Below are 18,836 nucleotides of genomic sequence, written 5' to 3'. Positions count from 1 at the left end.
GGGCACGGGATAAAAAAAGGGTGGAAAAACGGGGCGCAGGGCCCCGTTTTATCAGCCCATCCGATAGTTGGGGGCTTCTTTGGTAATGGTCACATCGTGGACGTGGGACTCTTTCATCCCGGCGCCGGAGATGCGCACGAATTCAGCTTTGGTGCGCATGTCGTCGATGGTGGCGCTGCCGGTCAGGCCCATGGAGGAGCGCAGGCCGCCCATCTGCTGGTGGATGATCTCTTTGAGGCGACCCTTGTACGGCACGCGACCTTCGATACCTTCCGGTACCAGCTTGTCGGCGGCGTTGTCGGTCTGGAAGTAGCGGTCGCTGGAGCCTTTGGACATGGCGCCCAGAGAACCCATACCACGGTAGGATTTGAAGGAGCGACCCTGATAGAGCTCGATCTCGCCCGGCGCTTCTTCAGTACCGGCGAACATGGAGCCCACCATGACGCAGCTGGCGCCCGCGGCAATGGCCTTGGCGATGTCGCCGGAGAAGCGGATACCGCCATCGGCAATCACCGGAATACCGGTGCCTTCCAGCGCGTCAACGGCGTCGGAGATGGCAGTGATCTGGGGCACACCCACGCCAGTTACGATACGGGTAGTACAGATGGAGCCCGGGCCGATACCGACCTTGACCGCATTGACACCGGCAGCAGCCAGCGCCTTGGCGCCCGCGGCGGTCGCCACGTTGCCACCGATGATCTGCAGATCCGGATAGGCATCGCGAGTGGCCTTGATACGATCCAGCACGCCCTGGGAGTGGCCGTGGGAGGAGTCGATCAGCAGCACGTCAACACCGGCTTCAACCAGCGCAGCGACGCGCTCTTCGTTGCCGGCACCGGCACCAACCGCAGCACCGACCCGCAGGCGACCCTTGTCATCTTTACAGGCGTGGGGCTTGCGCTCGGCTTTCTGGAAATCTTTAACGGTGATCATGCCCTTGAGTTTGAAGTCGCCATTCACCACCAGCACTTTTTCGATACGGTGCTTTTGCATCAGGGCAACCACCTCTTCACGAGGGGCACCTTCACGCACGGTGACCAGACGATCTTTCTGGGTCATGATCTGTTCAACGGTCTGGGAGAGGTCAATCACGAAGCGCACGTCACGGCCGGTGATGATACCGACCAGCTGATTGCCGTCAGTCACCACGGGGTAACCGGCGAAGCCATTCTTGTGGCTCAGCTCCTTGATTTGGGCGATGGTCATGTCAGGGCGCACGGTGACGGGGTCAGTCACCACGCCGCTCTCGTACTTCTTGACCTTGCGCACTTCGGCAGCCTGCTGCTCGATGGACATGTTCTTGTGGATAAAGCCGATACCGCCTTCCTGGGCCAGTGCGATAGCCAGACGGGCTTCGGTCACTGTGTCCATGGCAGCGGAGATCATCGGGATGTTCAAACTGATGGCGGAGGTCAGCTTGGTACGCAGATCGGCAGTATTGGGAAGAACTTCGGAGTGGGCGGGAACCAACAGTACATCGTCGAAGGTTAACGCTTCTTTGGCAATCCTGAGCATGGCAATATCTCACCGTTGAGGAAGTGGGGGTGTAAAATATTGCCGACGAAGTTTACTCACGCATTGGTCACTGGTAAAGAAGTTTTTTGAATTTTTTATGGCATAGCCCTCTTTTAGGCGGCCAAAACGCCAAAAAACCAAGATTATCAGTACGAAAAGCGCCATTTCGGGGCAAAAGAGTTGGCTAACCGGTGATTTATGCAAAACCGGTAGGTGCCGACGCAGAGCAACCCCCATGCAACGGGATGATCGACAGGGGCTCAGGGGGCAAGCGGCCTCTGACCACCCTCCCCTTGTCTTGTGTCCTTGTGTCTTGTGTCTTGTGTCCTTGTATTGTCTCTTGCCCTCGCTGCGACCACTCACACCGGTATCATTCTCTTCTCAATGTCCTTTGCTCGGTCTGGATAATAAATTTCATCCGCTGCCAATATATATTTCCCGGCACAAAAAGGGGTGCCTCTCTTTATTATTTTCGCCCCACCATCCGCAACAAGGTATTATCTTTATCCAGCAGATGATGTTTCAACGCCCCGACAATGTGCACCAGCAAAAATGCCAGCATGATATATGGCAAATAAATATGGACTGTGTGAGCAATATCCCGAACGGATTCACTGAATGGAATCACGTTGGCAGGATCATGAATATCTGGATTCATCGGGATAATAGACCAGCCAAATATCGCGACACCTCGGCCAGCCGCTGCGGAATAACAGAGACCGGACACCGGAATAAGCAGCGTTGAAATCAGCAAACCCCAGTGGATCGCCCTGGCTGCCAATGCCTCGTAAACAGGATATTGACGCACAGGCTCAGGCCACCCTTTAACAAGGCGGTGAATGGCGCGGGGCAGGATCAAGATTAATGCAATCACCCCCAGAGATTTATGCAGGGCATAGAGATCCCATATTTCAAATTTCACCATCAGATAACCGACAAGGGTCAGGCCAATCATCAGCAAGGCAACCGACCAGTGCAGCAAACGGGTCGTCAAACTTAAGTGGGTTGAGGGATTCATAAGCTACTCCAAACAGGGGGCGAGTAAACGTTGGTCAAGATGGTGGCGCCGTGAACATCTGCAGCACCTGAGAGATCAACGGCATCCAGGCAAGCCGCGACTTGGCCAGATGCGGGCAAGCGCGAGGGCTTTGTCGGGAGCCATACTGCCTGCCCGAATAAACGGCAGCGTTTCCAATCTTGCTTTTCTGCTGCTGACGCCTCCTGCTTAGCACCCTCCCCCTGTTTCGGGCTAAGATAGCGGCCATCGTTTTATCCCGGCCACGCCGGAGCAGACCACAGGTACGCCTTTGAACCGATTTACCCCATCCAGTGCGGCGAGCGGCCGCGAGCAGCAGGTCTTTACCGTCACCCGCCTCAACAGCGCCGTGCGCATGATCCTGGAGCAGGATCTGGGGCTGGTGTGGCTGACCGGCGAGCTCTCTAATCTGGCGATGCCCAGCTCAGGCCACTGGTATTTCTCGCTTAAGGACATGTCGGCGCAGGTGCGTTGCGCCATGTTCAAGGGCAACAACCGGCGGGTGGCGTTTCGCCCGCAGGATGGCATGCAGGTGCTGGTGCAGGCGCGGGTCTCCCTCTATGAGCCGCGCGGCGACTACCAGCTGATCATCGAGTCGATGCAGCCGGCGGGCGACGGCGTATTGGCCCTGCGTTTTGAAGAGCTCAAGCGCCGCCTCGGCGCCGAGGGGCTGTTTGACGAAAGCCACAAGCGGCCGCTGCCCCGCGAACCACGGGCGGTGGGACTGGTCACCTCTTCTACCGGCGCCGCCCTGCACGATATGCTGACGGTGCTTAAACGGCGCGCGCCGGATCTGCCGGTCTTTATCTACCCGACTCAGGTACAGGGAAGCGCCGCCATCAGCCAGATCGTCGCGGCGATCGCCAAAGCGAACCAGCGCGCCGAGGTGGATGTGCTGATCGTCGGGCGCGGCGGCGGCTCTCTCGAAGATCTCTGGTGCTTTAACGAAGAGGCTGTGGCGCGCGCCATTGCCCACTCAACCATACCTGTGGTGAGCGCGGTGGGCCACGAGGTGGATGTCACCATCAGCGACTTTGCCGCCGACTTGCGCGCCCCTACCCCGTCGGCTGCCGCCGAGCTGGTGGCGCCAGACAATCAGGCCCGCATTCAGCGCCTCGCCCACCTCAAGCAGCGACTGCTGCAGGCCATAAACCGCCAACAGACCGCCGCCCGCCACGATTTCATCCTGCTGCAAAAGCGGCTCGACCATCAGGATCCGAAGCGGCGACTGGAGCAGCAGTCCCAGCGCCTCGACGAGCTTTCCACCCGTTTGCAACAGCTATTGCGCCAGCGGCTGCATCAGGGTGAGCGGCGCCTCACCAACCTTGAGCTGCGCCTGCAGGGCAAGAGTCCGGAGCGCCTCTTGGCAGCTGGCAAGCGCCGCCATCAGCTGGCCGAGGAGCGGCTCTATGCCCTGATTGCCAAGCGGCAAGACCTTGCGAGCCACCGCCTCGCCATGCTCACCGCCCGCCTCGACGGGGTGAGCCCGCTCGCCACTCTGGGGCGCGGCTACTCCATCACCCGCACTGCGCGCGGAGAAGTCATCAGCCGCGCCGATCAGGTCAACAGTGGCGACCAGCTCATCACCACCCTGGCGCAAGGGAGCTTGCAGGTACGGGTCGAGGAAGTTATCAACGACTCAGCGCAGTAGCTCGGCTGCATCAAACCACCAGCCAATCTGCTATTCAGCCCGGCAATCAGCCAAAAACAAAGGCCACCACCGCAAACAGGGTGGTGGCCTTTTTTATCTCGGGCGCTGGCGCCCGCTCACCCCTTGGTACGGCGGGCTATCAGGGTGAACTTGTAATCATCGCTCTTGAAGAAGTTGCGACTGAACTCGAACACTGTGCCATCTTGCAAGAAGCCACGGGAGACCTTCTCGATAATGGGCTTGGCTGGATCGATACCGAGCGCCTCCACCACCTGCGCCGAAGGGAGCACCGGAATGATCTCCTGCTCGCTGCGGTCAATCACCAGCTGCTTCACCTCTTCGATGTAGTGGTACTTGGAACCCTGCATCACCGCATAGCTGAGATCGGGGAAGAGAGCGAGCGGCATCCAGGTCTCCTCCAGCGTTACCGCGATCTGGCGAATAAAGCGCACTCGCTTGACGTAGTAGACCAGCGCCCCTTCCAGCAGATTGAGCCGCTCGGCCAGCTCGCGGCTCGCCTTGATCACCTCGAAGGCAAGAATGTCGCTGTGAGTCTCGGCCGCCGGATCGGTCACCTTCTCATAGAGGCTGGTGAGCTGATAGATGTCGTAGTTCACCTTCTCCTGTCGCACATAGCTGCCGCTGCCCTGAATGCTCTCGATGACGTTGAGTTCGGTCAGCTGCTTGAGGGCCTGACGCACCGTCACCCGGCTCACCCCGAACTGCTCGCGCAACTCGGCTTCGGTGGGCAGGGCATCGCCGGGGGCCAGCTCCCCTTGCGCAATCCACTGCTGGATGGTGTCGGCTATCTGGCGATACATGGGTTTTTTCGACACGAAAGGCCACCTCGTCGGCTCTGCGCCATGATAAATGGAAGAGGCGCCATTCTACCCCAGTTGCTCGGCAGACAAAACGGCTCGCTCCATTTGACCTAACAAATCATCTTGGACAAACAATACAAAAGCAATACAAATAACAAATTGTATGATACCACTCACAAAAATCAGTCGGCCGATTTGTTAGCATCGCTGTCACTTTCACCATGACGGCTTGCTGGCAAGCCAACCTGACAGAGGATCATCATGAATCTGACCAGTCTTACCGGCCCCCATCTCATCACGCTGCAAACCCGGTTTGCCGATCGGGATGCGGCCATTCATGCCCTGGCTGATCGGCTCGATCAGGCCGGCAAGCTGCACGACAAGGCCGCCTTTCTGGCCGCGGTCATGGCCCGCGAGGCGCAGGGCCCCACCGCCCTTGGCGAAGGGCTGGCGGTGCCCCACGGCAAGTGCGATGCGGTGCGCGAAGCGGCCTTTGCCGTCGCAACCTTAAGCGAGGAGCTGGGCTGGGAGGGGATCGACGGCCCCGAGTCGGTCAACCTGATCTTCATGCTGGCGATCCCGACCGATCAGGCGGGCTCGACCCATATGCAGCTGCTCACCACCCTCACTACCGCCTTGGTGGATGACGATACCCGCGAGGCAGTGCTGGCGGCCCAGAGTGCCGAGCAGCTGATGGCGCTACTCGATGGCGAAGGGGATAGTGGCAAGCAACCAGAAAAAGAAGACAAATCAGATACAAATAAACCCACTGTGGTCTGTGTCACCGCCTGCCCGGCGGGGATCGCCCACACCTATATGGCTGCCGAGTATCTGGAAAAGGCGGGGCGCAAGCTGGGCATTCGGGTACTGGTCGAGAAGCAGGGTGCCAACGGCATCGAGGATCGCCTGCCGCAAGAAGCGCTCGATTCTGCGGTGGCCTGCATCTTCGCCGCCGAGGTGGCCATCAAGGAGCAGGAGCGTTTCGCCGGCATCCCCCGTATCGAGACGCCGGTGGCCGAGCCCATCCGCCATGCCGAGCGGATCCTCAATGACGCGCTGGAGGCCGCCAAGGCCGGGCGCACCGCCCCGACGCCCAACACCAGCCAGAGCGATGCCCCAAGCGGCAAGAAGGTGGGCCTCAAGACCGAGCTCAAGCAGGCGCTGCTGAGCGGTATCTCCTTTGCAGTGCCGCTCATCGTGGCAGGCGGTACCGTGCTCGCCGTCTCTGTGCTGCTGGCCCAGATCTTCGGCCTGCAACATCTGTTTGATACCGAGAACTCCTGGCTCTGGATGTACCGAAAACTCGGCGGTGGCATGCTGGGCACCCTGATGGTGCCGGTGCTGGCGGCCTATACCGCCTATTCGCTGGCAGACAAACCGGCGCTGGGCCCGGGCTTTGCGGCGGGACTGGCCGCCAACATGATTGGCTCCGGCTTCCTCGGCGGCGTGGTCGGTGGCCTTATCGCCGGTTACCTGATGCGCTGGGTCAAGCAGCATGTGCGCCTTAGCCCCAACTTCAACGGCTTTCTCACCTTTTACCTCTATCCGGTGATCGGCACCCTGGTGGCGGGCAGCCTGATGCTGTTTGTCATCGGTCAGCCGGTGGCCTGGCTCAACAACAGCCTCACCGAGTGGCTCAACGGCCTCTCCGGCACCAATGCGCTGGTGCTGGGCGCCCTGCTCGGCTTTATGTGCTCGTTTGACCTGGGTGGCCCGGTCAACAAGGCGGCCTACGCCTTCTGCCTCGGCGCCATGGCCAACGGGGTCTACGGCCCTTACGCCATCTTCGGCGCGGTCAAGATGGTCTCGGCCTTTACCGTCACCTTCTCCACCCTGCTGGCACCGCGCCTGTTCCAGACCTTCGAGATCGAGACCGGTAAGTCGACCTGGCTGCTGGGGCTGGCAGGGATCACCGAGGGCGCCATTCCGATGGCCATCGAAGATCCGATCCGGGTGATCGGCTCCTTCCTCGCAGGATCGGTGGTCACCGGCGCCATGGTGGGTGCCATGGGAATTGGTCTCTCCACCCCGGGGGCCGGCATCTTCTCCCTGTTCCTGCTCCACGATGGCGGCCACGGCGCCTTGATGGCTGCCGCCGTCTGGCTCGGGGCGGCGCTGGTGGGCACCCTTATCTCCACTGTGGTGCTGATCGGCTGGCGCCGTCACGCCATGCAGCGCGGCACCTATCAGGTGGTCGCCGCAGAGTAAGGCTCATCTTCACAACCGCTTTTTCAACAGACTATTTTTCCGCACGGCAGGCAAGGGCCGCCGTGCGTCAGCAAAGGATCATTGTCATGACAGTTTCACGAGTTCACATCACTCCGCATATGCACTGGGATCGGGAGTGGTACTTCACCACCGAGGAGTCCCGCATCCTGCTGGTCAACAATATGGCGGAGATCCTGGCGCGTCTTGAATCCGACCCTGACTACAAATTCTATGTGCTCGACGGCCAGACTGCGGTGCTGGAGGATTACTTCGCCATCCAGCCCGAGAACAAGGCCCGGGTGAAGGCGCTGGTGGAAGCGGGCAAGCTCATCATCGGCCCCTGGTACACCCAGACCGACACCATGCAGGTGAGCGGCGAGTCCATCCTGCGCAACCTGCTCTACGGGATGCGCGATTGCCTTAGCCTTGGCGAGCCGATGAAGATCGGTTACCTGCCCGACTCGTTCGGTATGTCCTCCCAACTGCCCCACATCTTCAACGGCTTCGGGATTGACCGTGCCATGTTCTGGCGCGGCTGCTCCGAGCGCCACGGCACCGACAAGACCGAGTTCCTCTGGCAAAGCAACGACGGCTGCGAGGTGACCGCCCAGGTACTGCCGCTCGGCTACGCCATCGGCAAGTACCTGCCGGAAGATGAAGCTGGGCTGCGCAAGCGGCTCGAATCCTACTTCGAGGTGCTGGAGAAGGCCTCGGTGACCAAGGATATCCTGCTGCCCAACGGCCACGACCAGATGCCGCTGCAGCAGAACATCTTCGCCATTATCGACAAGCTGCGGGAGATCTACCCCCAGCGTGAATTCCACATGAGCCGCTTCGAGCAGGTCTTCGAGCGCATCGAGGCGTGCCGCGACCAACTGGCCACCCTCAAAGGGGAGTTCAACGACGGCAAATACATGCGGGTACATCGCACCATCTCCTCCACCCGGATGGACATCAAGCTGGCCCACGCCGCCATCGAGAACAAGATCGTCAACATCCTCGAACCACTGGCGAGCATCGCTTGGGCGCTCGGCTTCGAGTACCACCACGGGCTATTGGAGAAGATGTGGAAGGAGATCATGAAGAACCACGCCCATGACAGCATCGGCTGCTGCTGTAGCGACAAGGTGCATCAGGAGGTGATGACCCGCTTCATTCTGGCCGACGACATGGCCGAGAACCTGATCCGCTTCTACATGCGCAAGATTGTCGACAACATGCCGGTGGCGCTCTGTGAAGACGGCGTGCAGGTGGCCGACAAACTCTGCCTCTTCAACCTGATGCCCTTCCCCCGTCAGGAGGTGATCAACACCAGCATCCGCATTCGTGCCCAATCCTTTGCCCTGCGCGATGAAGCAGGCCAGCCGGTCCCCTACTTCATCCGCGCCAAGCGCGAGATTGACCCGGGTCTGGTGGACAGACAGATCGTTCACTACGGCAACTACGACCCCTTTATGGAGTACGACATCCAGCTCTACCATCCCTTGCCCGCCATGGGCTACTGCACCCTCCATATCGAGGGCAACCAGCCAGGACTGGAGCAACCGGTGACAGCCAGCGGCGAGCTGCTGGAGAACGATTTTTATCGCATCGCCCTCAACGACAACGGCACCCTGCAGATCCTGGATAAACTGCGCGGCACCACCTTTGATCAGGTGCTCACGCTCGAAGAGGGTTCAGATGATGGCGACGAGTATGACTACTCGCCATCGCGGGATGAGTGGCTGCGCTACTCCACCGAGTTTGCCGTGACCCGCGAGATCACCCATCAGGCGTGGCAGAGCATCGCGACCCTCAAACTGCGTATGGCGCTGCCGGCCAACCTCGCCGAGCGGGCCAACCGTCAGTGCAGCGGCCACCTCGATGTCACCTGCCGCATCACGCTGGCGCACCAGAGCCCACGCATCGACATCGAGCTGGAGCTCGACAATCAGGCCGATGATCACCGGGTGCGGGTGCTGATCCCCACCCCCTTCCCGAGCGACACAGTGGTCTCTGACAACCAGTTTGGCTGCATCACTCGCCCCACACGCGACAGCGCCATGGCCGACTGGGAAGCGGAGGGGTGGAAAGAGGCTCCCATTCCGGTCTGGCAGCTGATGAACTTCGTCGCCCTGCAAGATGGCAAGCAGGGGCTGGCGGTGCTGAGTGACGGTCTGCGCGAGTTTGAGGTGATCGGCGAGCAGTGCGACACCCTGGCACTCACCCTGCTGCGCGGGGTCGGCGTACTCGGTAAAGAGGAGCTGCTGCTGCGCCCGGGTCGCCCCTCCGGCATCAAGCTGCCCACCCCGGACTCCCAGGTGCGTGGCAAGCTCAGCTGCCGTTTCAGCCTGCTGGCGTTTGCCGGCGATCACATCAGCGCCAACGTGATGCAAGCGGCGCGCAGCTACCTCACCCCGGTGCGCTGCTACAACAAGATCCCGTTCGATGCCATGAAGCTCAACAAGGCAAGCTTCACCACCCCGCTGCACTTCAGTCTGTTCTCCATGGATCCCTCCGGTCCGGTGCTGAGCGCCCTGAAAAAGGCAGAGGATGAAGAGGCGCTGGTGATCCGGGTCTACAACCCGAGCGAGCAGGCAATACTGGAGGGAGGCAAAGTGAGCTGCGAACACGCCCTGAACGACTGGCAAGCGGTGCGGATGGACGAGCAGCCCCTGCCCCTTGAACTGGCCGCTGGCGAGTTTGGCGAGCTGGCGCCGTGCCACTCCCGCAGCGTGCGCTTTCGGGTGGCTCGCGGCTAACCGCCGGTAACACCCACAGGTAGCAACAGGCGGGGAAGAGTCATCCCCTCCCCGCCTGTTTATCCCTTCAAGCTGGCCTCCCCCGCTTGATAAAGGCATAAAAAAATCCCCGCCGATTGGCGGGGATTTTTTATTGGGCCCTGCTTCATCCCGCGAGCGGGAGAGCGCGCTTAGCTGGCCTTGCGCAGGATCTGCTCAAGGTAGTCAGAGAAACGGTGACCGTGATGCTCCAGCAGTTTCGGGAACATGGAGATGGAGGTCATGCCCGGGAAGGTGTTGATTTCATTCAGCAGGATCTCCCCCTCCTCGGTCAGGAAGAAGTCGATGCGCGAGAGATGGGTCAGTTTCAGCTGACGGAACGCCTTGAGGGCATACTCGTGGATCGCATCGGCCTGCGCCTGGGTCAGCCCCTCGGCACGCAGTGCCGTCTCGGTATGGCTGGCGCTGCTGTACTTCTCTTCATAGGTGTAGAACTTGTCCTGCGGCACGCAGATCTCGCCCGGATAAGTCGCCACCAGCTCGTCACCATACTGGTAAACCGCCACTTCCAGCTCGCGCGGCTTGACCGCCTTCTCAATCAGTACCTGCTCGGAGTAACCGAAGGCATCGGCAATGCCCTTCACCAGGTCAGCTTCGTTGCTGGCGGAGTAGCAGCCAACGGAAGAGCCCTGGGAAGCCGCCTTGATAAAGACCTTGCCCCACTTGGCCAGCGCGGCTTTGGCCTCGGCAAGCGCCGCCTCATTTTGCTCGGTCAGGAACAGGTACGGGGTGTTGGGAATGCCGATGGCGGAGAGCCACAGCTTGGTGCTGATCTTGTTGAAGCAGATCTTGCTCGCCTCGGCATCGCAACCGAGATAAGGCAATCCGGCCAGTTCGAGGAAGGATTGCAGATCGCCGGTCTCACCCGGGTAGCCGTGGATACAGGGCACCACGTAATCCACCGGACGGGCCACGCTGTCAAACGAAAGCAGCTTGTCGAGCCCCAACTTGCACTCACGGCCATCGGCACTGAGCCAGCGATCGGCGAACATCTCGACGCGGGTCACTTCGACACCGGGCAGAAGGCCCAGTTGTTGCTCGAGGAAATTGGCGCTGCGCAGAGAAACTTCGTGCTCTGAGCCGCCGCCGCCGCACAGCAGCAAGACATGCATGTTCTTCATTAGATGTGATCCCTTGGGAAAAGCGGCCTCGTCATGACCATTTGATAAGCAAACCACCATAAAAACCGGACGAAGCCAGATACGAACATAAGTGCGCGCCAGTGTAGCAAGGGAGATCAACCCTTGTCAGCTGATGGGAGACCCATGACCCCACTTCTTGCAGTGAAAAGTCTCCCCTATGTCAAAATCGGGACACATTGCCCCTCAGCGCGGGGGATCGACCCTTCCCATGCCGTTGCCATTGACCCGAAACCAGCCGGCAATACTGTAGCGCTCGCGATTGGCAGGCAGCACCTCGTGGGGAAACTCCTCGGAGAGAAACATGACCAGCCTCCCCCCCTTGGGGCTGACATCCATCAGAAACTGCTCCTTGTCGTCATACATGCGTAGCACTCCACCCGCTTCGGGCAGCCAGTCGTTGTTTAGGTAAAACACGGTGGTAAGACGGCGGTTGGAGCGACCGGCAAAGGCATCCCGATGGGTGGCATAAAAATCCCCGCTGCGATAGCGGGCGAAGTGGGCCTCGTAGTCGAACAATCCCAGCATCAGCATCCGGTTGGCGGCAAGACGCAGGGACTCCATCCGGGCGAGGTAGTCAGCCACCGGCGCACCGAGGGAGGGCTCCAGCCAGTGGATCTGGTCACGGCGAATGTCGGGATTGCCCTGATGCAGGGCGTCACGGCCGATCCCGGCCGGTTGCCATTCGCCTGGCAAACAGGCTTTGAGGGCATCCACCTCGGCGACGGTCAAAAAATCATCCACTATCACCCATCCCCGGGTGTAAATGGCATCCATGGCAGCTTGATAGTCCAAGATTGGCTCACAATGAGTGGAAAGAGGGCGCTTTGTAGCGACTTACCGGCAAAGTCACAAACCGGTTTGCTTCTCTTGAGAAGTCCCAACATCAATACGCGAGTTGTTGCCCGCCTCCCCGCATTTTTGTCGCCAGTTGTGATCCCGCCCTGCCAAAGAGCGTATTGGCTGTCGAACTGTGATGGCCCTTGCAATCGGGACGAGGAGGCGCCGCGGCCTCCTTGCGGTGCCAAGAGCCAGCCGATACCGTAGCCGCATCGCCATGTTGCTGTTCATCCGGCGCTTGTCTCTGTCACCGACCGAACCACTCACGGCACAACCCGCGCATCACCCACGAAAGGATCTTCTTATGCCTCTGCCCGATCTCACTTTGCAACGACTGGATGGTACCCCCTACCCGCTGACTCAACTGGCGGGCAAGGTGGTGCTGGTGGTCAATGTGGCCAGTCGCTGCGGCTTTACTCCCCAATATGAAGGGCTGGAAACGCTCTATCGGGAGCTCGGCCCCAAGGGGCTGGTGATTTTGGGCTTCCCCTGCAACCAGTTTGGCAATCAGGAGCCGGGGGATGCGGACGAGATCGCCCGCTTCTGCTCCCTCGACTATCCGGTCAGCTTCCCCATCATGGCCAAGTGCGATGTCAACGGTGAGCATGCCCACCCCTTCTATCAGTGGCTCAAGCAACAGAAACCGGGCTTTCTTGGGCTGGAAAACGTCAAATGGAACTTCACCAAGTTCCTGATCGACCGCGATGGCAATGTGGTAGAGCGTTTCGCCCCCCAGGCCAAACCGGAGAGTCTGGCCGAGCAGATCCGCGAGATGCTCTGATGCTCCCGCACCGTTTTACGCCACTGCGTTGAACGATTGTATGGCGGCCGGTGCGACAGCTACTGCGCATCGGCCGCTCTTTTGCTATATTACGGCCCCACTATCTTTTCCATATCGTGGCTGGCCCCAACACGCTGGCTGCCCGTTGAGCCAAAGGCTCATCTCAGGAGTTTCTCTCGAACATGTCATTCAACGAACTGGGTCTGTCTCCGCATATTCTGCGGGCCGTCAAGGAGCTGGGTTACGAACAGCCAACCCCCATCCAGCAGCAAGCGATTCCGGCCATTCTGGCCGGTCAGGATGTGCTCGGCGGCGCTCAGACAGGCACAGGCAAAACGGCCGGTTTCACCCTGCCGATGTTGCAGCGTCTGCTGGCCAACCATGGTCGTGGCCGTCGTCAGGTACGCGCACTGGTACTGACCCCGACCCGCGAACTGGCGGCACAGGTGGGCGAGAGCATCATCAAGTATGCCCACCACCTGCCGTTCAAGACTCTGATCGCCTATGGCGGTGTCAGCATCAAGCCCAATCTGGACGCCATCAAGCTGGGTGTGGACATTCTGGTCGCCACCCCGGGCCGTCTGCTGGATCTGCTGACCCAGGGCGCCCTGACCCTGAGCCAGCTGGAAGTGCTGGTGCTGGATGAAGCGGATCGCATGCTCGACATGGGATTTATCGTCGACATTCGCCGCATCATGAAGGCGCTGCCTGCAGAGCGGCAAACCCTGCTCTTCTCTGCCACCTTCTCAAACGACATCAAGGCGCTGGCCGATGATCTGCTGAACGACCCCACCCTGATCGAGGTTGACCCCAGCAATACTGCTGCCGAGCAGGTAACCCAACGCATCATTCAGGTGGATCGGGAACGCCGCCGCGAGCTGCTCTCCCACATGATTGGCCGTGGCAACTGGCAGCGGGTGCTGGTGTTTGTTCGCACCAAGCAGATCGCCGACCGCCTCGCCCAGCAGATGCAAAAAGATGGTCTCAATACCGTGGCGATCCACGGTGACAAGAGCCAGGGTGCCCGCAACCGGGCGCTGGCCGATTTTCGCAGTGGCGAGGTGCGGGTGCTGGTAGCGACCGATATCGCCGCCCGCGGTCTCGATATCGATCAACTGCCCTACGTGATCAACTTTGAACTGCCCCAGATGGCGGAAGATTACATCCACCGTATCGGCCGTACCGGCCGCGCCGGTCGTGGCGGCGAGGCCATCTCGCTGGTCAGCCAGGACGAGCTGGGTCAGCTCAAGGCTATCGAAGCCCTGATCGGCCAATCCCTGACCGTGGAGATCCTGGAAGGGTATGAGCCAAGCGGCAAGCCGAGTCGCCAGACTCTGCCGGGCAGCAAGCCGGTGCAGAACCCGCCTCGGTCTCGCGGTCATGCCAAGGGCAAGCCAGCCGCGGGCAAGGGCAAAGCCAAGGGTGACGCCAGCAAAAAACCTGCACCGGCCCGCAAGCGCGAAGTGGTGGGCGAGGATATCGGCTTTGCGCCGATGCGCCGCTTGCCCAAAGCAATGCGCGACAGTTATCAGGAGAGCAACGACGAGTAAGCTCGCGCGACGCTAACTGCCAAGCCAAAAGAGGGAGCCTGCAAGGCTCTCTCTTTCGTTATGGATCGCACGGAGCCGGGCAAATGCTCCGTGCAAATGCTCCGCCCGGGCTCAAACCAGCGAATGGCGTACCGCGGCGGTACCATGGCTGGGCGGCGCAGAACCATCGAGCGGATTGAGCTGCAAGAACTCGAACAAGCCAGCCTGCATATTGACGTTCCAGAAGCGTCCGGCGAGGGTGAGTTGCAACCGTGCATTCTCGATCTCGGCCAGCCCGTGCTGCTGCCAGACGGCAAAAAGCGGCATCAGATGGGTCAGCAAAGGCGCTGGCAGACGATCCAGCGCCAGCACGCCACTGTCGAGGGCGCCACGCAGCAGACCGTCCATCCTTGCATTGGGATTGCGTCCCATCACCATCCCGGGCGCCCGCTTGCCACTGGCCAGCGCGTCATGCCAGGGGGCCAGATCCCGTCCATACATCAAGCCGTGGCCAAGAATGCTGCCCCCAGCACCGGCGCCAAAGGGGAGGATCTCCGCACCGCGCTTGGCCATCTGGTTATAACGACTTTGCTCGGCCGGGCTGCGCCGCCAGTGACTGCAAGAGAGACGCTCCCAGCCGTGAGCTTCCAGTTGCGCCCCGCCATAGGCATACATGGCCGCCCGCTGCTGGCCATCGGCGAGCCAATCCAGAGTGCCCTTCTCCTGCGCCCGCTCCAGATTGGTGCCCTGCATGGCGATGAGCTGGTAGAGATCGACCCCGTGTACACCACTCGCCATCACATCGCGGATATCCTGCTGCCACACGGCATCATCCTGACCGGGCAGACCAAAGATGAGATCCGCCACGATCACAGCCACATCATCCCGGGTCAGATCACCCAGACGGGTCAGCAGCGTCTCCCTGTCATCGAAACGGGCCGCCTGCTGACGCACCCGGGTATCAAAGCTCTGCACCCCGAAGGAGAAGCGGTTGAAGCCCCCCGCCAACGCCACCTGCCATTTCTCATCATCAAAGCCGTTGAGGCGTCCCTCCAGCGTCACCTCGGCATCCGCCGCCAGCGGAAAACGGCGGATCATGGCGGCCAGCATGGCCAGCTCGTCGGCGCTCATGTCGGTCGGCGTACCGCCCCCCACATAGACGGCTGAAAACGGCATGCTCTGAGCCAGCGGGGTGTCAGCCGCCTGCGCAAGGGAGGCGCACAAGGCGTTGACATAGCGGTTTATCCGCGCCGGATTGGCGCCATTTTCGAAAAAATTGCAGAAGCTGCAGCGCTTTCGGCAAAACGGAATATGGATGTAGAGGGCGCGCTCCTCAGCTTCAGTCTCTCGCTGCCACCAGCTCTGCCAGCCTGCCTCATCCAGCGGGAAGGGGCGCATCCCTCCCCGACTGGCGTGAGCCGAGGTCTTGGCGCTAAAAGCAAACTTGAGGGGATCCGGCGTGGCAATGCCGGTCATGGAAGGGGTCAGATTCATGATGGTCACTATTATCAGCAAATAATGACAATGATAACGATTATCGTTACTTGCAATTTGTTCTGGATCAACCCGAGGAGCAGCCCCCCTCCCGAAAGGCATTTTGGCAACCTGCATTACCGATCTGCTTAACAGATTATTTACTCAAGAGTGGTTATCGTGTGCCGATAGAGAACCATCTCCCGCCGTTTCTTCGTCTACGATCAAGATGATACGGGATCACATAACAACACCAAGCGCATGGAACTTGCCCAAAATGCATAACCTCTCCTTGAACTGGAAAATATTCCTCCCTCTTGCGCTGGTCATCAGCACCACCTTTGGCCTCTGCTTCGAACTCTCTGCCTGGCTGCAACGGGATCTCGCCATCCGGCTGGCTGAGGAGAAAGTTGAGAGCATGGCCAACACCTATATGGATCAGGTGAACGTGCTGATGATGACAGGTGGCATGGCCAACCGGCAGATAGTGCAGACCAAACTCAAGAGTGAAGCGGGCATCGTTGAGGCCCGCCTAGTGCGCGCGCCAGCCGTCAGCAACCTGTTTGGCCCGGGCCACCCGGATCAGAAAGCGCAGGATCCCCTCGATGAGCGTGCCATCAATCAGGGCGAAGCCATCCTGGAGCAGCAGGGCAACCGGCTCACCCTGATCAAACCGTTCAAAGCTTACAAGGAGTATCGCGGCACCCAGTGCCTCACCTGCCACCAGGTCAATGAAGGAACCGTGATGGGGGCAGTGCGGATCAGTTATGACCTCAGCCACACCTTCGGCGAGATCCGCCACAACAACCTGATCCTGAGCGGCAGCCTAGCCGCCGTCTTCAGCCTCGGCTTCGGCTTGCTCTGGTGGGTATTGCAACGCTACGTGAAACACCCACTGCGCCAGCTGCAGCTCACCATGATCCGGATGGCCAAAGAGCGCGACCTCGCCCTCCCCCTGGTCAATCACAGCCGGGATGAACTGGGCCAGATGACCCGCGCCGTCAATGACATGGTGCAGGGATTCCGCCACAGCCTGCAGGAGGTGGAAGGGGCAACCCACCAGCTCTATCAGGAGTCGAACCAGATCCGTCAGGTGGCGACCCAGACCGAAAACTCGGCCCGCCAGCAAGAGGGGATGACCACTCAGGTCGCCGCCGCCGTCAGCGAGCTGGCCGCCAGCTCTCATGAAGTGCGCGAACATGCCCGCCACAGCGCCGAGCTCTCCGCCCTCACCAATCAGGATGCCGCCGACACCAGCCGCCTCGCCCAGCACTCCATCACCGATATGGGCGAGATGTCGGCAGAGATCGATCGAGTGGATCAGGTGATCCAGCAACTCGACAGTCGCTGTCTTGCGGTTGACGGTGTGCTCGAGGTGATCAAGGGGATTGCCGATCAGACCAACCTGCTGGCCCTCAACGCTGCGATTGAAGCGGCCCGGGCAGGTGAGCAAGGCCGTGGCTTTGCGGTGGTGGCCGATGAAGTGCGGGCCCTCTCCAATCGCAGCCGCGCCGCCAGCGAAGAGATCTCCCAGATGATCGCCGCCCTGCAAAATGAGGCCCAGAGCGCTGTTACGGTGATCGGGGATGCAAAAAGCAAAGCCGATGAGAGCATCAGTAAGACCGAAGCGACCCTGGCAGCCATGCAGAACATCATCGAGCGCATCGCCCGCATCAACGACCTCAACGCCCAGATGGCCCAGTCGGCCGAAGAGCAGGACAGGGTCTGCCATGAGGTAGACAGCTCGGTCAGCGATATTCGCAACACCTCCAACGACACCCTGGGTCAGGCGCACGCCGCCAACCTCGCCAGCATCCAGTTGGTGGAGCAGTGCCAGAAACTGGAGGCGCTGCTGAAAACCTACCGTTGGTAATCCACTTGACCAACGAAAAAGCGCGACCCGAGGGTCGCGCTTTTGCTTTATGGATTCGATTTGGCTGAATGGCATCGTTGCTGTTCCAGCGGCGCGCTGACTATTAACTACGCCGCCGGGATGACTTTAGCGGGCGTTACGGGTTGCGACGGCATCCGCCAGATTGCGCAGCAGCACTTCGGTATCGGCCCAACCGATGCAGGCATCGGTGATGCTCTGACCGACGGTGAGTTCACACCCTTCCACCAGATCCTGACGGCCTTCTACCAGATGGCTCTCCACCATCACACCAAACACCGCCTTGCTGCCGGCACGCAACTGACCGGCTACATCTTCGGCCACCACCATCTGGTTCTTGAACTGTTTGCTGCTGTTGGCGTGACTAAAGTCGATCATCACCTTCTGCGGCAGACCGGCCTTCTCCAGCCCCTTCACAACTTCGCTGACATGGGCAGCGCTGTAGTTCGGCTCACGACCACCACGCAGAATGATGTGACAGTCCGGGTTGCCGCGGGTCGCCACGATGGCGGAGTGACCGTATTTGGTGACCGACAGGAAGTGGTGCGGCGCACTGGCAGCGCCAATGGCATCGATGGCAACCTTGATGGTGCCGTCAGTGCCGTTCTTGAAGCCCACCGGGCAGGAGAGACCGGAGGCCAGCTCGCGGTGTACCTGGGATTCGGTAGTACGGGCACCGATCGCGCCCCAGCTCATCAGATCCGCCACATATTGCGGGGTGATCATGTCGAGGAACTCGGAGGCAGTTGGCAGCCCCATGTCGTTGAGATCCAGCAACAGCTTGCGACCAATGCGCAGACCGTCGTTGATCTTGCAGCTATTGTCGAGGTACGGATCGTTGATCAGCCCCTTCCAGCCCACTGTAGTGCGCGGTTTTTCGAAGTAGACCCGCATCACGATCTCCAGCTGACCTTTCAGCTCGTCGCGCAGCGCCTTGAGGCGCTTGCCGTACTCCAGCGCGGCAACCGGATCGTGGATGGAGCAAGGGCCAATCACCACCAGCAGACGATCATCTTCGCCGGCCAGGATATTGTGAATGGCCTGACGGGATTCAAAAACGGTGGACGAGGCCACCTCGGTAGCCGGAAACTTCTCTAGCACCGCAACCGGGGGTAATAACTCTTTGATTTCACTGATACGAACGTCGTCGGTTTGATGCTGCATGACAAGGC

Annotated in this window: 13 protein-coding genes; 6 read left to right on the top strand and 7 right to left on the bottom strand. The window is 60.3% G+C overall.

Annotated elements, in window-relative coordinates:
• Positions 1 to 51: 51 nt before the first annotated feature.
• Both guaB and AACT07_RS08665 read right to left on the bottom strand, forming a co-directional pair.
• Positions 52 to 1,515 (bottom strand): IMP dehydrogenase, encoded by a 1,464-nt coding sequence (guaB, locus tag AACT07_RS08670; RefSeq protein ID WP_005345006.1) that lies wholly within the window; start codon positions 1,513 to 1,515, stop codon positions 52 to 54.
• A 466-nt stretch (positions 1,516 to 1,981) separates the two neighbouring features.
• A complete protein-coding gene (locus tag AACT07_RS08665) occupies positions 1,982 to 2,533 on the bottom strand; it encodes a cytochrome b (protein ID WP_069527255.1) in 552 nt (183 codons plus the stop codon).
• Positions 2,534 to 2,822: 289 nt separating this feature from the next.
• On the opposite strand from AACT07_RS08665, the gene xseA reads away from it, so the two are divergent.
• Positions 2,823 to 4,202: an exodeoxyribonuclease VII large subunit gene (gene xseA, locus AACT07_RS08660; RefSeq protein WP_069527254.1), complete on the top strand. Its 1,380-nt coding sequence runs from the start codon at positions 2,823 to 2,825 to the stop codon at positions 4,200 to 4,202.
• A 116-nt stretch (positions 4,203 to 4,318) separates the two neighbouring features.
• On the opposite strand, the gene AACT07_RS08655 is transcribed toward xseA, so the two are convergent.
• Positions 4,319 to 5,038 (bottom strand): GntR family transcriptional regulator, encoded by a 720-nt coding sequence (locus AACT07_RS08655; RefSeq protein WP_069527252.1) that lies wholly within the window; start codon positions 5,036 to 5,038, stop codon positions 4,319 to 4,321.
• A 246-nt stretch (positions 5,039 to 5,284) separates the two neighbouring features.
• Between AACT07_RS08655 and mngA the strand changes: the two genes are divergently transcribed.
• Both mngA and mngB read left to right on the top strand, forming a co-directional pair.
• Positions 5,285 to 7,231, top strand: a complete 1,947-nt coding sequence (mngA, locus tag AACT07_RS08650; RefSeq protein WP_069527250.1) for a PTS 2-O-a-mannosyl-D-glycerate transporter subunit IIABC — start codon at positions 5,285 to 5,287, stop codon at positions 7,229 to 7,231.
• A gap of 86 nt (positions 7,232 to 7,317) precedes the next feature.
• Positions 7,318 to 9,972, top strand: coding sequence for a mannosylglycerate hydrolase (gene mngB, locus AACT07_RS08645; RefSeq protein WP_069527248.1), 2,655 nt, complete (start codon positions 7,318 to 7,320; stop codon positions 9,970 to 9,972).
• A 170-nt stretch (positions 9,973 to 10,142) separates the two neighbouring features.
• Here mngB and AACT07_RS08640 read toward each other — a convergent pair whose 3' ends face one another.
• On the bottom strand, positions 10,143 to 11,132 hold the full coding sequence (locus AACT07_RS08640) for a D-alanine--D-alanine ligase (RefSeq protein ID WP_047438279.1): 990 nt from the start codon (positions 11,130 to 11,132) through the stop codon (positions 10,143 to 10,145).
• A 204-nt stretch (positions 11,133 to 11,336) separates the two neighbouring features.
• Positions 11,337 to 11,945, bottom strand: a complete 609-nt coding sequence (locus AACT07_RS08635; protein WP_069527245.1) for a 2OG-Fe(II) oxygenase — start codon at positions 11,943 to 11,945, stop codon at positions 11,337 to 11,339.
• Positions 11,946 to 12,294: 349 nt separating this feature from the next.
• On the opposite strand from AACT07_RS08635, the gene AACT07_RS08630 reads away from it, so the two are divergent.
• Together AACT07_RS08630 and AACT07_RS08625 are read left to right on the top strand one after the other, a co-directional pair.
• The gene (locus tag AACT07_RS08630; protein WP_069527243.1) at positions 12,295 to 12,771 is read left to right on the top strand and encodes a glutathione peroxidase; all 477 of its coding nucleotides are present in this window, start codon (positions 12,295 to 12,297) and stop codon (positions 12,769 to 12,771) included.
• 182 nt (positions 12,772 to 12,953) lie between these two features.
• Positions 12,954 to 14,321, top strand: coding sequence for a DEAD/DEAH box helicase (locus AACT07_RS08625; protein ID WP_069527241.1), 1,368 nt, complete (start codon positions 12,954 to 12,956; stop codon positions 14,319 to 14,321).
• 111 nt (positions 14,322 to 14,432) lie between these two features.
• Here AACT07_RS08625 and hutW read toward each other — a convergent pair whose 3' ends face one another.
• Complete coding sequence (gene hutW, locus AACT07_RS08620) at positions 14,433 to 15,794, bottom strand: heme anaerobic degradation radical SAM methyltransferase ChuW/HutW (RefSeq protein WP_069527235.1); 1,362 nt, start codon at positions 15,792 to 15,794, stop codon at positions 14,433 to 14,435.
• Positions 15,795 to 16,050: 256 nt separating this feature from the next.
• Between hutW and AACT07_RS08615 the strand changes: the two genes are divergently transcribed.
• On the top strand, positions 16,051 to 17,646 hold the full coding sequence (locus tag AACT07_RS08615) for a methyl-accepting chemotaxis protein (RefSeq protein ID WP_005360022.1): 1,596 nt from the start codon (positions 16,051 to 16,053) through the stop codon (positions 17,644 to 17,646).
• A gap of 126 nt (positions 17,647 to 17,772) precedes the next feature.
• Here AACT07_RS08615 and aroG read toward each other — a convergent pair whose 3' ends face one another.
• Positions 17,773 to 18,828 (bottom strand): 3-deoxy-7-phosphoheptulonate synthase AroG, encoded by a 1,056-nt coding sequence (gene aroG / locus AACT07_RS08610; protein ID WP_005351268.1) that lies wholly within the window; start codon positions 18,826 to 18,828, stop codon positions 17,773 to 17,775.
• Positions 18,829 to 18,836 lie beyond the last annotated feature (8 nt).

It is taken from the genome of Aeromonas sp. ANP5 (assembly GCF_963870295.1).
Lineage (GTDB): Bacteria > Pseudomonadota > Gammaproteobacteria > Enterobacterales > Aeromonadaceae > Aeromonas > Aeromonas veronii.
The sequence above is the reverse complement of the archived record's forward strand: the minus strand, read 5'-3'. Positions and strand labels throughout refer to the sequence as shown.

Coding starts and splice junctions, on each gene's coding strand:
- guaB (WP_005345006.1), bottom strand. CDS start 1,515: ATGCTCAGGATTGCCAAAGAAGCGTTAACCTTCGACGATGTACTGTTG.
- AACT07_RS08665 (WP_069527255.1), bottom strand. CDS start 2,533: ATGAATCCCTCAACCCACTTAAGTTTGACGACCCGTTTGCTGCACTGG.
- mngA (WP_069527250.1), top strand. CDS start 5,285: ATGAATCTGACCAGTCTTACCGGCCCCCATCTCATCACGCTGCAAACC.
- mngB (WP_069527248.1), top strand. CDS start 7,318: ATGACAGTTTCACGAGTTCACATCACTCCGCATATGCACTGGGATCGG.
- AACT07_RS08640 (WP_047438279.1), bottom strand. CDS start 11,132: ATGAAGAACATGCATGTCTTGCTGCTGTGCGGCGGCGGCGGCTCAGAG.
- AACT07_RS08630 (WP_069527243.1), top strand. CDS start 12,295: ATGCCTCTGCCCGATCTCACTTTGCAACGACTGGATGGTACCCCCTAC.
- AACT07_RS08625 (WP_069527241.1), top strand. CDS start 12,954: ATGTCATTCAACGAACTGGGTCTGTCTCCGCATATTCTGCGGGCCGTC.
- hutW (WP_069527235.1), bottom strand. CDS start 15,794: ATGAATCTGACCCCTTCCATGACCGGCATTGCCACGCCGGATCCCCTC.
- AACT07_RS08615 (WP_005360022.1), top strand. CDS start 16,051: ATGCATAACCTCTCCTTGAACTGGAAAATATTCCTCCCTCTTGCGCTG.
- aroG (WP_005351268.1), bottom strand. CDS start 18,828: ATGCAGCATCAAACCGACGACGTTCGTATCAGTGAAATCAAAGAGTTA.